We start from the raw sequence: 13,160 nt of genomic DNA, 5'->3' as shown, positions 1-13,160 counted from the left end.
CTCGCCCGCCTGCACCAGCGGCACTACGCCGGTGCGGCGGTGCGGGTCTCGAGCCCGCAAGGGCGGTTCTCGGACGGTGCCGCGCTCGTCGACGGGCGGGTACTCACCCACGCCGAAGCGTGGGGCAAGCACCTGTTCCATCACTACGAGACCGGCGCCGTGGTGCACGTGCACCTCGGCATCTACGGCGAGTTCACCGAATCCGCGCTGCCGCTCGGCCCGCCGGTCGGTCAGGTCCGCATGCGGATGATCGGGGTCGAGCACGGCAGCGATCTGCGCGGCCCCGCGGCGTGCGATGTGCTCACCCCCGACGAGGTCGACGCCATCGAGGCCCGGCTGGGGCCCGATCCGCTGCGCGCCGACGCCGACCCGGATCTGGCGTGGGGGCGGATATCCAAGTCCCGCACCGCAATCGGATCACTGCTCATGAACCAGGCGGTGATCGCCGGGGTCGGCAACGTGTATCGGGCCGAAGTGCTGTTCCGCCACGGCATCAGCCCGGAACGACCCGGAAAGAACCTGTCGCGCAGCGAATTCGACGCTATGTGGGCGGACCTGGTCGAACTCATGCAGATCGGGATGGAGCGCGGCCGGATGCACGTCGTGCGGCCCGAACACGATCACGGCGCCCCGGCCTATGCCAAGGACCGGCCCCGCACCTACGTCTACCGCCGCGCCGGTGATCCCTGCCGCGTGTGCGGCACTCCCGTCCTGCATTCGGTCATGCAGGCGCGCAACCTGTTCTGGTGCCCGACCTGCCAGCCCGCCTGACCGTCACGACCCCGCCTGACCGTCACGACACGGATTCGTCCGACTTCTCGCCGAGGACGTCCCGGAACCCGGTGCGGATGCATTCCTCGAACACGGCCCGGTCCGGCACTGCCCCGACGTCGAGCGTGACGCCCAGGCAGCACGTGCCGAGATACGACACCATCGTCACGTTGAACGCCGACCCGAGTGTCGGCCCGAAGGCGTAGTACCGCTCGGCCCGCGCACCCGCCACATACAGCGGGACCGGGGATCCCGGCACGTTCGAGGCCAGGAAGTCGACGTGCTCGAGCATGCTGCCGACCACCGCCGGCGGCAACATGTTCAGGGGAGCGGCGAGCACCTCGCCCATATCGAGCGCCGGTTCCGCCCGCCACGCACGGACGATCGACTCGATCTCCCGCATGAGGTCGTCGACGTCGCCGCCGTGTACCGGAAGCGCGAATCGCGCCAGGTTGATGCGGTTGCCGCCCATCTCGTCGTCCGGTCGGCGCACGCTCAGCGGCATCGTCACCCGCAACGACTCGACGTCGGCGTCGTGAGCGCGGTGATAGTGGTGCAGGCCGACGACCAGTGCCGTGAGGAAGGCGCTGTTGACGGTGCATCCGGCGCGATGCCCCGCCGCGCGGAGCCCCTCGAGCGGGACATCGAACGAGAACAGCGCCCGGCCCAAGGCGCGTTCGGTCATCACCGGCGACGCGGTCGTCGTGATCGGCCGCAGATAGCGGGCCACCGACGACACCGTGCCGAGCACACCGCGCGCGGCTCCGACCGGGTCGGTGACCACCGCGCGGGTCGCGGGCCACACCGACCGCAGTCCCCGGCCGACCATGCCGCGGGCCTGGGACCCGTAATCCTCTAGCAGTTCGGTCACGAGGTCCCACGAGCCGAGGCGCTCGGGTTCCGGGGGAGCGGGCGGTTCCGGCCGCGGGGTGCCCTCCCGCGTGAAATCGACGATGTGCGCGGTGATCTGCATGCCACCGAGACCGTCGGTGAGCGCGTGGTGCACCTTGAGCAGGATCGCTGCGCCTCCGTCGGCGAGGCCGTCGACGACGGTCAGCTCCCACAGCGGCCGGGCCCGGTCGAACGCCGTCATGGCCGCGATGCGGGCGAGTTCCAGGACGTCGTCGATCGTGCCGGGGGACGGCAGCGCGGTGTGCCGCAGATGCCAGGACAGGTCGAAGTCCGGGTCCGCGACCCAGCGCGGCGCGCCCAGGCCGAACGGGACGGACACGACCCGGTGCCGGAAGTGCGGGACGTCCCGGGTGCCGCGGTCCATCATCTCGACGACGCGGTCCCAGTCGGGGGACGAATCGAGTGTGATGACGGCGACGATCGTCGAACGCAGCGCGGGGTCCTGCTCCATGCTCCACGTCAGGAAATCGGTCTGCGCCATGCGCCGTCCTGCGGTGCCCATGTTCGGACGATCCCACATTTGCGGGCGCCGCGGCCAGAGTCCACGATCCCGGCCGTTCCGGTCGGAAGTCCCCGGACACCGGTGACCGCCGATCGGAACGGCTGCCTACGTCGACAGGATCGACGATTCAGCTGCGCCGGTCAGAAGTCGAACCCGCCCCCGAAGTCGCCGCCACCGAAGTCGAACCCGCCGGAGTCGCCACCGCCGCCGAAGTCGCCACCGCCGCCGAAATCGTCACCACCGCTGAAATCGTCACCGCCGCCGAAATCGTCTCCGCCGAAGTCCTCACCGCCGCCCACGTCACCGACGTCCGCGGTGCCGTCGCCGACACCGCTCTCGAACGCCTGCGCGTCGTACGGCACCCCGGCCATGCCCGAGAACATCGCCGAGAACAGCAGCATCGATCCCACGCCCCAGGCGCCCGCGACCAGCGCCGGCTTCCACCACGGTTCCGAGTACCAGCCCGCCGGCACCGGACGGCCCGCGACCCGGCCGCCGGGGTAGTAGTTCGGCGTCCGCGGCGACGGGGACGGGGATGCGGACACCTGCCGGCCCTCGAATTCGATCTGCCGTTCCTCGGTGACGGCGCCGGCCGACTTCTGGCCGTCGAGCGGCGGGATCTCCGGTCCGGGATCCATGCCCATCGCGATGCGGGCCGCCCGGATGTAGTACAGCCCTTCGAGAGCGCTCTGCTTCGCGAGGCGCGCCTGCGCCGGGGTCTGCGCCTGCTCGATTTGCGAGCCGGCCGCGTTGTAGCGCTCGGACGCGTCCGCGAGCGCCTGCTTGGAGGCGTCGTCGGTCCCGGTCAGGTTGTAGATCTGACCGCCGAGACGCTCGATCGCCTGACGGGCGTCCGCCTTCGCATCGTCGAGACGGACCGCGCTGTGGCCGGACGATTTCTTCTGGCTCCGCGACACGAAGTACACGACCGCGCCGACGGCAAGGACGATGAGCAGGAGTTCCACGGCGATGCGCCTTCCGACTGTGCGTGCGGGTACGACGCCCAGCCTACCGACGGTCAGCTCTCGAGGACTGCGAGCAGACCGGCGCGGATGCAGTCGTCGAACATCTCGGCGTCGCGCACCGCGTCGGTGTCGATCGTGAACCCGAGACAGCAGCTGTCCAGGTACGACATCAGGGTCGCGTTGAACGCCGAACCGAGCGTCGGCCCGAAGCCGTAGTACTTCTCGATCTTCGCGCCCGCCACGTACAGGGGCACGTGCGATCCCGGCACCGTGCAGGCGAACACGTCGTCGTGGTCGAGCGGGTCGTCGATCACCGCCGGCAGCAGGTTCGGTGGGGGTGCGAGGTGCCGGCCGGGTTCGGTGGCGGGGCCGGAGTACTCGTCGAGCAGTCGCATGAGCAGCGCCGGATCGTCGGCGGGGACCGGCAGGTCGGCACGGGCCAGGCTGATCCCGGGACCGCCGTTCCCTGTACCACCGTTCTCTGGGGCCAGCGGCATCGCCAGGCTCAGCTCGTCGACGTCGATACCGCAGCGGAACCGGTAATCGGCCAGCCCGAGCAGCACCGCCGCGAGGAACGCGCTGTCCAGGGTGCTGCCCGCGCGCTCGGCGGCCGCCCGCAACTCGGTGAGCGGCACGTCCACCACGTGCAGCCGGCGGGCGCCGGTCCTGGCGGGTTCGGCGGACGACGTGAACCACCGCAGCGGCGCCGCGAGGGACTGCACCAGTCCGCCGATCGACTCGACGAGGGAACCGAACGAGCCGGCTGCCCGATCGGTCGCGTCCTCCGCGGTCGTCGTTTCCGGCTCGGGTTCCGGGTGTTCGTGACCGTGTCGTTCGAGGTCGACGATGCGGGCGGTGATGTGGGTGCCGTCGGCGCCGTCGGCGTACGCGTGGTGAATGCGGATCAGCAGGGCGGACTGGCCGCCGAGCAACCCTTCGACCAGCGTCAGCTCCCACCCGGGATGTTCCGGGACCGCGGCGGCGGAGGTCGTGCGGGCGTAGTCGAGAACGTCGTCGAAGGTCGCGGGGGAGGGCAGGGTCACCCGATCGAGTTGCCACGGCAGGTCCGAGTCGTGTTCGCCGGCCCATCGCGGCGGCGCCAGCCCGAACGGCACGTCGAGAACGCGGTGCCGGAACGCCGGCGTTTCGGGGGTTCCACCGGAGAGCATCTCGCCGACCCGATCCCAGTCGGGGGAGGCGTCGAGCAGGACGGCGGCGACGATCGTCGACCGCAGCGCCGTCTGCTCAGGGGGCGCGGCGGGACGGCCGGAAGCGTCGTTCATGCTCGGAACGTTCTCATACCGACACCGGCGGAACCCGTTCGATCTCGGTGTGATGACCGTTTCGAGTCGAAACGGTGACCGGGAGGAACAGGAACGGGGTGCCCGGAAACGACTCACGCCCGCCACCGGAAGTGGTGGCGGGCGTGAGGTCCCGTGGAGGGGATGACGGGAATCGAACCCGCGTAGCCAGTTTGGAAGACTGGGGCTCTACCATTGAGCTACATCCCCGCGAGCAAGCGACTTCTGCCGGGATCGCCGTCTCCGTCGCTGCCGGATGAGACTGTACCGAACCTCGCTTTGGATTTCATAATCGGGGGGCCGTAGGATTCCTCAGCGGGTCCCCGGGCGGTCGACGGGAACCGGTTGGACGACGGGATGTGGCGCAGCTTGGTAGCGCATCCGCTTTGGGAGCGGAGGGTCGCAGGTTCAAATCCTGTCATCCCGACCAGAACGAACGGCGGCGGAGAAATCGGCGCCTGTAGTCAGACCTAGACAAGAGCACGACACAGAAGGAGCATGTCCGTGAAGAGCACCGTCGAGCAGCTCAGCCCGACGCGAGTCCGTATCAACGTTGAGGTGCCCTTCGAGGAGCTCCAGCCTGATTTCGACCGCGCGTTCAAGGCTCTCGCCAGCCAGATCCGCCTGCCCGGCTTCCGTCCCGGCAAGGCTCCCCGCAAGCTGCTGGAGGCTCGTGTCGGCCGCGGCGCCGTGCTCGAGCAGGTCGTCAACGACGCGATCGGCCCCCGCTACAGCGAGGCCGTGACCACCAACGACGTCAAGGTCATCGGCCAGCCCGAGATCGAGCTCACCAAGATCGAGGACAACGTCGAGCTGGCGTTCACCGCCGAGGTCGACGTCCGCCCCGAGATCACCCTCCCCGATTTCTCCGAGATCGCCGTCACCGTCGATCCCGTCGAGATCACCGACGAGGACGTCGCCGAGCAGCTTCTCTCGCTGCGCCAGCGCTTCGGCACCCTCAAGGGTGTCGAGCGGCCCGTGCAGGACGGCGACTTCGTCTCCATCGACCTGTCGGCCACCGTCGACGGCGAGCCCGTCCCGGAGGCCGCGACCGAGGGCCTGTCCCACGAGGTCGGCTCCGGCCAGCTCATCGAGGGCCTCGACGAGGCCATCATCGGTCTCGAGGCCGGTGGCTCCACCGAGTTCACCTCGAAGCTCGTCGCCGGTGAGTTCGCCGACAAGGAAGCCGTCGTCACCGTCAAGGTGAACTCCGTCAAGGAGCGCGAGCTTCCCGCCGAGGACGACGACTTCGCGCAGCTCGCGAGCGAGTTCGACACCCTCGACGAGCTGAAGGCGGACCTGCGTGAGCGCGTCGAGCGCGTCAAGCAGGTCGAGCAGGCCGGCCAGATCCGCGACAAGGTTCTCGAGGCTCTCCTCGAGGCCGTCGAGGTCCCGCTGCCCGAGGCCGTCGTCCAGGCCGAGATCGACAGCGCGCTGCACGACGCCATCCACGCGCTCGACCATGACGAGACCAAGCTCAACGAGCTGCTCGAGGAGCAGGGTTCGAGCCGCGAGGAGTTCGACAAGGACGCCCGCGAGTCCGCCGAGCGTTCCGTCAAGACCCAGCTGCTGCTGGATGCGATCGCCGAGGCCGAGGGCACCACGGTCGAGCAGCAGGAGCTCACCGAGCGCATCTTCTTCCAGGCGCAGCGCTACGGCATCCCGCCGGAGCAGTTCATCCAGCAGATCAGCCAGGCGAACCAGCTCGGCGCGATCTTCGCGGACGTGCGTCGCGGCAAGGCGCTCGGCAGCGTCGTGAACAAGGCGACCGTGACCGACACCACCGGTGCGACCGTCGACACCGAGACGCTGTTCGGTTCGAAGACCGAAGAGGGCGCCGAGGCCGAGGCCGAAGGTGCGGAGAACGAGGCTGCGGCCGACGAGTCGGCCGAGTAGAACGCGCTGATCGTTCCGCTGTAAGCGAATTGGGGCGGCACCGGGCATCCGGTGCCGCCCCGCTTTCGTTAGTGTCTGTGTCAGCAATCCACGATTGACGAGAAGGCAGGTACCGTGACTCCTCAGAATCCGGCGACATCCATCGGTCCGACGATGACCTCGGCCACCGCTGGGCTGAACCTCAGCGACTCGGTCTACGAGCGCCTGCTCCGCGAGCGGATCATCTTCCTCGGTACCCAGGTCGACGACGACATCGCCAACAAGCTCTGCGCCCAGATCCTCCTGCTCGCGGCCGAGGATCCGGAGCGCGACATCTCTCTCTACATCAACTCCCCGGGTGGTTCGGTGACCGCCGGTATGGCGATCTACGACACCATGAAGTTCGTCGAGTGCGACGTCGCGACGTTCGGCATGGGCCTGGCCGCCTCGATGGGACAGTTCCTGCTCTCCGCCGGTACCAAGGGCAAGCGGTACGCCCTTCCGCACGCGCGGATCATGATGCACCAGCCGTCCGCGGGCATCGGTGGTACCGCCAGCGACATCGCGATCATGGCCGAGCAGTTCGCGCACACCAAGCGGGAGATGGCCGAGCTCATCGCCGAGCACACGGGTCAGACGGTCGAGCAGATCACCGCCGACTCCGACCGGGACCGTTGGTTCACCGCGGCCGAGGCGCTCGAGTACGGCTTCGTCGACCACGTCGTGTCCCGGGCCGCGCAGGCCGGCGGCACCGGCAACTAGCCGACCCCGACGATCCGTCCCCCGCATCACGAACTTCTTGGAGAAGCGATGACCAACCTTTTCGATCCCCGCGCTCTGGGCGGAGCCGCACCGGCCGGCCCCTCCTCGCGCTACATCCTTCCGTCGTTCATCGAGCACTCGAGCTACGGCGTCAAGGAATCCAACCCCTACAACAAGCTGTTCGAGGAACGCATCATCTTCCTCGGCGTGCAGGTCGACGACGCGTCGGCGAACGACGTCATGGCGCAGCTGCTGGTTCTCGAGTCGCTCGACCCGGACCGCGACATCACCATGTACATCAACTCGCCGGGTGGCTCGTTCACGTCGCTGATGGCGATCTACGACACCATGCAGTACGTGCGCGCCGACATCACCACCGTGTGCCTCGGCCAGGCCGCCTCGGCCGCGGCCGTGCTGCTCGCCGCCGGCACCCCCGGCAAGCGTCTCGCGCTGCCGAACGCCCGCGTGCTCATCCACCAGCCCGCCACCGGCGGTATCCAGGGCCAGGTCTCCGACCTGGAGATCCAGGCCGCCGAGATCGAGCGCATGCGTCGCCTCATGGAGACCACGCTGGCCAAGCACACCGGCAAGGATCCCGACCAGATCCGCAAGGACACGGACCGCGACAAGATCCTCACCGCGGCCGAGGCCGTCGAATACGGCCTGATCGACAACGTACTCGAGTACCGCAAGCTCTCGGCACAGAAGTGACCGGCACGGCCCGGTCCGAGGCACCGCCATCGCGGGCTTCCGGACCGGGCCGGTCCACACGCGGCGGAACGAAATCCCGGTGCGCCGCACGAAGAAAACACTGTGCGCCGCACGAAGAAAACACAGTGCACCACACAAATATGACCTTCGAAACGTGGACAACAGGTCGACCTGCGTGGTGATCTCCGGGTACGGTCGAACCGAGGCGCGCTCGCCGGACCGGCACTGTCGGCGGTCCCGGGGTCGGTTGCACGCACACGAGGAAGTAGGGGACCTGACAGATGGCACGTATCGGTGATGGCGGAGATCTGCTCAAGTGCTCGTTCTGCGGAAAGAGCCAGAAGCAGGTCAAGAAGCTCATTGCAGGCCCCGGTGTCTACATCTGCGACGAGTGCATCGATCTCTGCAACGAGATCATCGAGGAAGAACTGGCCGAATCCAGTGAGGTCAAGCTCGATGAGCTGCCCAAACCGGCCGAGATCCGGGAATTCCTCGACAACTATGTGATCGGCCAGGACTCCGCGAAGCGAACCCTCGCGGTCGCGGTCTACAACCACTACAAGCGCATCCAGGCGGGCGACAGGACCCGCGACGCGCGCGGCGAGACCGTCGAACTCGCCAAATCCAACATCCTGCTGCTCGGCCCCACCGGCTGCGGCAAGACCTATCTCGCGCAGACGCTGGCGAAGATGCTGAACGTGCCGTTCGCCATCGCCGACGCCACCGCCCTCACCGAAGCCGGCTATGTCGGCGAGGACGTGGAGAACATCCTCCTCAAGCTCATCCAGGCCGCGGACTACGACGTCAAGCGGGCCGAGACCGGCATCATCTACATCGACGAGGTCGACAAGATCGCCCGCAAGAGCGAGAACCCCTCGATCACCCGCGACGTGTCGGGGGAGGGCGTGCAGCAGGCGCTGCTGAAGATCCTCGAGGGCACGCAGGCGTCGGTGCCGCCGCAGGGCGGACGCAAGCACCCGCACCAGGAATTCATCCAGATCGACACCACCAATGTGCTGTTCATCGTGGCCGGTGCGTTCGCGGGCCTCGAGCGGATCGTGTCCGATCGCGTCGGCAAGCGAGGAATCGGTTTCGGCGCCGAGGTGCGCTCGAAGGCCGAGATCGACACCACCGACCATTTCGCCGAGGTCATGCCGGAGGACCTGATCAAGTTCGGTCTGATCCCCGAGTTCATCGGCCGCCTGCCCGTCGTGGCGTCCGTGACGAACCTCGACAAGGACTCGCTCGTCCAGATCCTGTCCGAGCCGAAGAACGCCCTCGTCAAGCAGTACGTCCGCCTGTTCGAGATGGACGGTGTGGAACTCGAGTTCACCACCGACGGGCTCGAAGCGGTCGCGGACCAGGCGATCCTGCGCGGCACCGGTGCCCGCGGCCTGCGCGCGATCATGGAGGAAGTGCTGCTGCCGGTGATGTACGACATCCCGAGCCGCGACGACGTCGAGAAGGTCGTGGTGACCGCGGAGACCGTCACCGACAACGTGCTGCCGACGATCGTTCCCCGCAAGCAGGACCGCGAGCGTCGCGACAAGACCGCCTAGGCTCCGAACTTCGACGGCTCCGAACTTCACGACCACGGCCCCCGGCATCTGCCGGGGGCCGTGGTCGTTGCCGGGACTCAGCGAAGCTTGACGCTGCCGCCGTCGACCATCATCGTCTGACCGGTCATGTACGAGGCGTCCTCGCTGGCGAGGAACACCGCGACCCGGCCGATGTCCGATTCCGGGTCGCCGAAGCGGCCCAGCGGCGTCTTCGACAGCAGCGCCCGCTCGACGCCGGGGTTCGCTTCGATGTATGCCTGGACGCCCTCGGTGAGCGCCAGCGGGGAGATGACGTTGACGTTGATGTCGTCGGCGGCCCACTCGTTGGCCGCGACCCGGCTGATCGCGCGGATCGCCTCCTTGGCCGCGGCGTAGGAACTCTGCGTCACGTTGCCCTCGATGCCGGCTCCGGACGCGAAGTTGATCACCGAACCGCGGTTCGCGGCCAATTGAGCGTGCGCGGCCTTCATCAGCCGGAAGGTCGGGTAGAAGCCCGTTCCGAAGGACAGGTCGAGCATTTCCTGGGTGGTCTCGAGCAGCGGTGCCTGCCTCGACGCGTGCGCGTTGTTGACCAGCACGTCGACCTTCCCGAACGCGTCGACCGCAGCCGCCACGATCCGGTCGGCGCTCGTCTCCTCGGAGATGTCCGCTTCGAGGAATCGCGCTGTGCTGCTTCCCAGTTCGTCTTCGAGCGCGGCACCCGCGGTCGCGTCGACGTCGACGAACAGAACCTTCGCGCCTTCCTTGGTGAACGCGCGGACGATGCCTCGTCCGATACCACCGGCGCCGCCGGTGACGATCGCAACCTTGCCTGCAAGCCTCATGTCGTGCGTCTGCTTTCGGTCTCGGATCCGGTCAGTCGATGGCGAGTGCGGGCTTCTCCAGCTCGGCCACGCTGTACGCCGAGTACGTCTCGTACCTGCCGCGGCCGGTGAAGTAGGTGGAGAGCTGCTCGTCGAGTTCGTTCACCGTGAACTCGGATCCCGCTGCGTCGAAACGGTTCTCGACCTTCGGTGAGGCCATGAGCGCGACCATCTTGCCGTACACGACGAAGACCTGGCCGGTGATCTCGTGGGACGCGGGCGATGCCAGGTAGGACACCAGGGTCGCGACGCGCTCGGGTGCGAGGGGATCGAGTCCGCCGTTCGGGTTCTCGTTCTCACCGAACGTCCCGGCGGTCATCGCGGTCCGGGCGCGCGGGCAGATCGCGTTCGCCGTGACACCGTAGCGGGCCAGGCCCTGTGCGGTGGACAGGGTCAACGCGGTGATTCCCGCTTTGGCCGCCGAGTAGTTGGGCTGCCCGGCCGAACCGAACAGGAATGCCTCGGAGGAGGTGTTGACGACCCGGCCGTAGACAGGGGCACCGGCGGCCTTGCTCGCATTGCGCCAGTGCACGGCGGCGGCGTGCGAGGTGGCGGCGTGGCCCTTGAGATGGACGCGGATCACGTCGTCCCAGTCGGACTCGGACAGGTTGAAGATCATCTTGTCGCGCAGGATGCCCGCATTGTTGACCAGGATGTCGAGGGAGCCGAACATGCTCACGGCCTCGTCGACGAGACGGCCGCCGAGCGACCAGTCGGAGACATCGCCGGTGACGGCGACCGCCCGGCCGCCGGCCGCGGTGATCTCGTCGGCGACGTCGTGCGCGGCCGGACCCATGTCGTTGACGACGACCGCGGCGCCCGCGGCGGCGAGAGCGAGCGCCTCGGCGCGGCCGAGACCCGCGCCGGCTCCGGTGACGACGGCGGTGCGGCCGGCCAAGCTGACTGATTCGCCCATGCGATCTCTCCCTGTGTGCGGCTGCCACGGGGAGAACGAACCCCGGGACAGAACTAGTATTGGTTCTAGTTTGTGAGGCCGGTGGGTCGGCCGGTCCGGAGCTGTCCCACTGGCCGGGAGTGACAGGAATCGCCGGGGTGACAGATGTCACGGTGTCGCGACGGTTTCCACCACTGTGTCAGAAGGAATCTCGATGTCGCTGAACCTCGCGGACCTGTTCGAAGCCATCGCCGACGCCGTCCCCGATCGCACCGCGATCATCTGTGGGGACAGCCGCCTCACCTACCGCGAACTCGATGCCGCAGCCAACCGGCTCGCTCACCATCTGGCCGGTGCGGGGATCTCCGCAGGTGAGCACGTCGGTCTCTACATGCGCAACAGCACCGAATTCGTCGAAGCGCTTCTGGCGATCCTGAAGATCCGGGCCGTCCCGATCAACATCAACTACCGCTACGTCGACGCCGAGCTGGCCTACCTGTTCGCCAACGCCGAACTCGCCGCCATCGTCGCCGACGGTGAGTTCGCGCCCAGGACGGCCGCGGTCCTGCCGCGCACGCCGACGGTCCGGCACATCGTCACCGTGGGACCGGCCGACGACGTCGACTGGGGGACGGTCACCACCGCCGACTTCCACAAGGCGGTCGCCGCGGAGTCCGACGCGCGCGACTTCGCGCCGCGCAGCGGCGACGACCAGTTCATCATCTACACCGGTGGCACCACCGGCATGCCGAAGGGCGTGATGTGGCGCGCCGAGGACTTCTTCTTCGCGGCACTGTCCGGCGGCAACTCGATGGGGGAGCCGCACTCGGACATCGCATCGGTTGCGAACCAGGCCGCGAACATGCCGGAGATGACGTGGCTGCTCACCGCGCCGCTCATCCACGGCGCCGCGATGTACAGCATGTTCAGTGCCTTCTGCCTCGGAGTCTCGCAGGTCGTGCTCCCGGCGTTCGACGCGAAGGAGGTGCTCGCGGTCGTCGAACGCGAACGCGTGATGACGATGACGATCGTCGGCGACGCGATGGCTCGTCCGCTCGCCGACGCGATCGCCGAACACGGCTCCGAGTACGACCTGAGTTCGCTGTTCGTCGTCGGGTCCGGCGGCGCGCTGTTCTCCAAGCAGGTCCGCGAGCAGCTCGTCTCGCTCCTGCCGAACGTCATGGTGCGCGACGGATTCGGATCCTCCGAGTCCGGCATCGACGGCGATCTGTCGATCGGCGAGGACGGCCGGATGCGGATCGCCGCGAAGCCGACCGTCAAGGTCGTCGACGAGCGGATGCGCCCGATCGAGCCGGGTTCCGGCGAGATCGGCTACATCGCCCGCGCCGGCCACGTGCCGCTCGGGTACTGGGGCGACCCGGAGAAGACCGCGGCGACCTTCCCGGTCATCGACGGGGTTCGCATGTCGGTTCTCGGGGACATGGCCGAAGTCGAGGAGGACGGCACGATCGTGCTGCTCGGACGCGGCTCGCTGTGCATCAACACCGGCGGAGAGAAGGTGTATCCCGAAGAGGTGGAGATGGCGATCAAGAGCCACCCGGCCGTGATGGATGTGCTCGTCGCGGGAGTCGAGGACGAACGCTACGGGCAGCGCGTCGGAGCCGTCGTGCAGCCGCGCGAGGGCCACGCGGTGCCCGATCTCGACGAGCTGATCGCGCATGTCGCCGACCGGATCGCCGGCTACAAGGTGCCGCGGCTGGTCGTCGGTGTCGACACGATCGTGCGTTCGCCCGCGGGCAAGGCCGACTACCGGTGGGCCAAGGCAACTCTCGAAGCCGCGAAGTAGTCCCTCTACCGGTCGCGGTCGCGGGTGCGCTACCCGTGACCGCGACCGGATCCGGTGCCGGGCGCGAGGGCGTCGGCAGCGAATCGTGCTGCCCGGTCGAAGCTCTCGGTGCCGTCGTCGTCCGGGTTCTGACGCCAGTGCCGCAGCGTCGAGACGTACACGGCGCCGACCATCTGCGCGAGGAACGGCAGCGGGTAGTCGGTGCGGACCTCGCCGCGCTCGACACCGGGCTCGACG

Annotated in this window: 11 protein-coding genes, 2 tRNA genes and 1 pseudogene; 7 read left to right on the top strand and 7 right to left on the bottom strand. The window is 68.2% G+C overall.

Annotated elements, in window-relative coordinates; genetic code table 11:
• Positions 1 to 771, top strand: a 771-nt coding sequence (locus tag I0Q12_RS11190) for an Fpg/Nei family DNA glycosylase (RefSeq protein ID WP_197251987.1), incomplete at its 5' end; no start/stop codon positions are given.
• 22 nt (positions 772 to 793) lie between these two features.
• On the opposite strand, the gene I0Q12_RS11185 is transcribed toward I0Q12_RS11190, so the two are convergent.
• The 4 genes from I0Q12_RS11185 to I0Q12_RS11170 all read right to left on the bottom strand — a co-directional run bounded on the left by I0Q12_RS11185 (position 794) and on the right by I0Q12_RS11170 (position 4,661).
• The gene (locus tag I0Q12_RS11185) at positions 794 to 2,164 is read right to left on the bottom strand and encodes a wax ester/triacylglycerol synthase domain-containing protein (protein ID WP_197251986.1); all 1,371 of its coding nucleotides are present in this window, start codon (positions 2,162 to 2,164) and stop codon (positions 794 to 796) included.
• A 161-nt stretch (positions 2,165 to 2,325) separates the two neighbouring features.
• Entirely contained in the window at positions 2,326 to 3,150 is an 825-nt protein-coding gene (locus tag I0Q12_RS11180) for a GA module-containing protein (protein ID WP_197251985.1), read from the bottom strand.
• Between the two features lie 53 nt (positions 3,151 to 3,203).
• The gene (locus I0Q12_RS11175) at positions 3,204 to 4,433 is read right to left on the bottom strand and encodes a wax ester/triacylglycerol synthase domain-containing protein (RefSeq protein WP_197251984.1); all 1,230 of its coding nucleotides are present in this window, start codon (positions 4,431 to 4,433) and stop codon (positions 3,204 to 3,206) included.
• A gap of 154 nt (positions 4,434 to 4,587) precedes the next feature.
• Positions 4,588 to 4,661: transfer RNA gene (locus I0Q12_RS11170), tRNA-Gly, on the bottom strand.
• A 143-nt stretch (positions 4,662 to 4,804) separates the two neighbouring features.
• On the opposite strand from I0Q12_RS11170, the gene I0Q12_RS11165 reads away from it, so the two are divergent.
• From I0Q12_RS11165 to clpX, 5 genes are all read left to right on the top strand, one after another.
• A tRNA-Pro gene (locus I0Q12_RS11165) sits at positions 4,805 to 4,881 on the top strand.
• Between the two features lie 74 nt (positions 4,882 to 4,955).
• The gene (gene tig / locus I0Q12_RS11160) at positions 4,956 to 6,347 is read left to right on the top strand and encodes a trigger factor (protein WP_197251983.1); all 1,392 of its coding nucleotides are present in this window, start codon (positions 4,956 to 4,958) and stop codon (positions 6,345 to 6,347) included.
• Positions 6,348 to 6,461: 114 nt separating this feature from the next.
• Positions 6,462 to 7,088: an ATP-dependent Clp protease proteolytic subunit gene (locus I0Q12_RS11155; protein WP_197251982.1), complete on the top strand. Its 627-nt coding sequence runs from the start codon at positions 6,462 to 6,464 to the stop codon at positions 7,086 to 7,088.
• 48 nt (positions 7,089 to 7,136) lie between these two features.
• A complete protein-coding gene (locus I0Q12_RS11150; RefSeq protein WP_197251981.1) occupies positions 7,137 to 7,799 on the top strand; it encodes an ATP-dependent Clp protease proteolytic subunit in 663 nt (220 codons plus the stop codon).
• 281 nt (positions 7,800 to 8,080) lie between these two features.
• Complete coding sequence (gene clpX, locus I0Q12_RS11145) at positions 8,081 to 9,358, top strand: ATP-dependent Clp protease ATP-binding subunit ClpX (protein ID WP_197251980.1); 1,278 nt, start codon at positions 8,081 to 8,083, stop codon at positions 9,356 to 9,358.
• Between the two features lie 77 nt (positions 9,359 to 9,435).
• Here the strand turns inward: clpX and I0Q12_RS11140 are convergent, their stop codons facing one another.
• Positions 9,436 to 10,182 (bottom strand): SDR family NAD(P)-dependent oxidoreductase, encoded by a 747-nt coding sequence (locus I0Q12_RS11140; protein ID WP_197251979.1) that lies wholly within the window; start codon positions 10,180 to 10,182, stop codon positions 9,436 to 9,438.
• 31 nt (positions 10,183 to 10,213) lie between these two features.
• Positions 10,214 to 11,137 (bottom strand): 3-oxoacyl-ACP reductase, encoded by a 924-nt coding sequence (locus I0Q12_RS11135; protein ID WP_197251978.1) that lies wholly within the window; start codon positions 11,135 to 11,137, stop codon positions 10,214 to 10,216.
• Positions 11,138 to 11,330: 193 nt separating this feature from the next.
• Here I0Q12_RS11135 and I0Q12_RS11130 point away from each other — a divergent pair, with 193 nt between their 5' ends.
• Complete coding sequence (locus tag I0Q12_RS11130) at positions 11,331 to 12,923, top strand: acyl-CoA synthetase (RefSeq protein WP_197251977.1); 1,593 nt, start codon at positions 11,331 to 11,333, stop codon at positions 12,921 to 12,923.
• Between the two features lie 29 nt (positions 12,924 to 12,952).
• On the opposite strand, the pseudogene I0Q12_RS32615 reads toward I0Q12_RS11130, so the two are convergent.
• Positions 12,953 to 13,160, bottom strand: a pseudogene (locus I0Q12_RS32615) (hypothetical protein); the annotation flags it as partial.

It is taken from the genome of Rhodococcus sp. CX, from assembly GCF_015865005.1.
Classification (GTDB): Bacteria; Actinomycetota; Actinomycetes; order Mycobacteriales; family Mycobacteriaceae; genus Rhodococcus.
This window is presented reverse-complemented; position numbering and strand designations above follow the sequence as displayed.

Bases quoted from the DNA above. Each gene is read 5' to 3' on its own strand.
- I0Q12_RS11150 (WP_197251981.1), top strand. From the start codon at position 7,137: ATGACCAACCTTTTCGATCCCCGCGCTCTGGGCGGAGCCGCACCGGCC.
- I0Q12_RS11130 (WP_197251977.1), top strand. From the start codon at position 11,331: ATGTCGCTGAACCTCGCGGACCTGTTCGAAGCCATCGCCGACGCCGTC.
- I0Q12_RS11185 (WP_197251986.1), bottom strand. From the start codon at position 2,164: ATGGCGCAGACCGATTTCCTGACGTGGAGCATGGAGCAGGACCCCGCG.
- I0Q12_RS11135 (WP_197251978.1), bottom strand. From the start codon at position 11,137: ATGGGCGAATCAGTCAGCTTGGCCGGCCGCACCGCCGTCGTCACCGGA.
- clpX (WP_197251980.1), top strand. From the start codon at position 8,081: ATGGCACGTATCGGTGATGGCGGAGATCTGCTCAAGTGCTCGTTCTGC.
- I0Q12_RS11175 (WP_197251984.1), bottom strand. From the start codon at position 4,433: ATGAACGACGCTTCCGGCCGTCCCGCCGCGCCCCCTGAGCAGACGGCG.
- I0Q12_RS11140 (WP_197251979.1), bottom strand. From the start codon at position 10,182: ATGAGGCTTGCAGGCAAGGTTGCGATCGTCACCGGCGGCGCCGGTGGT.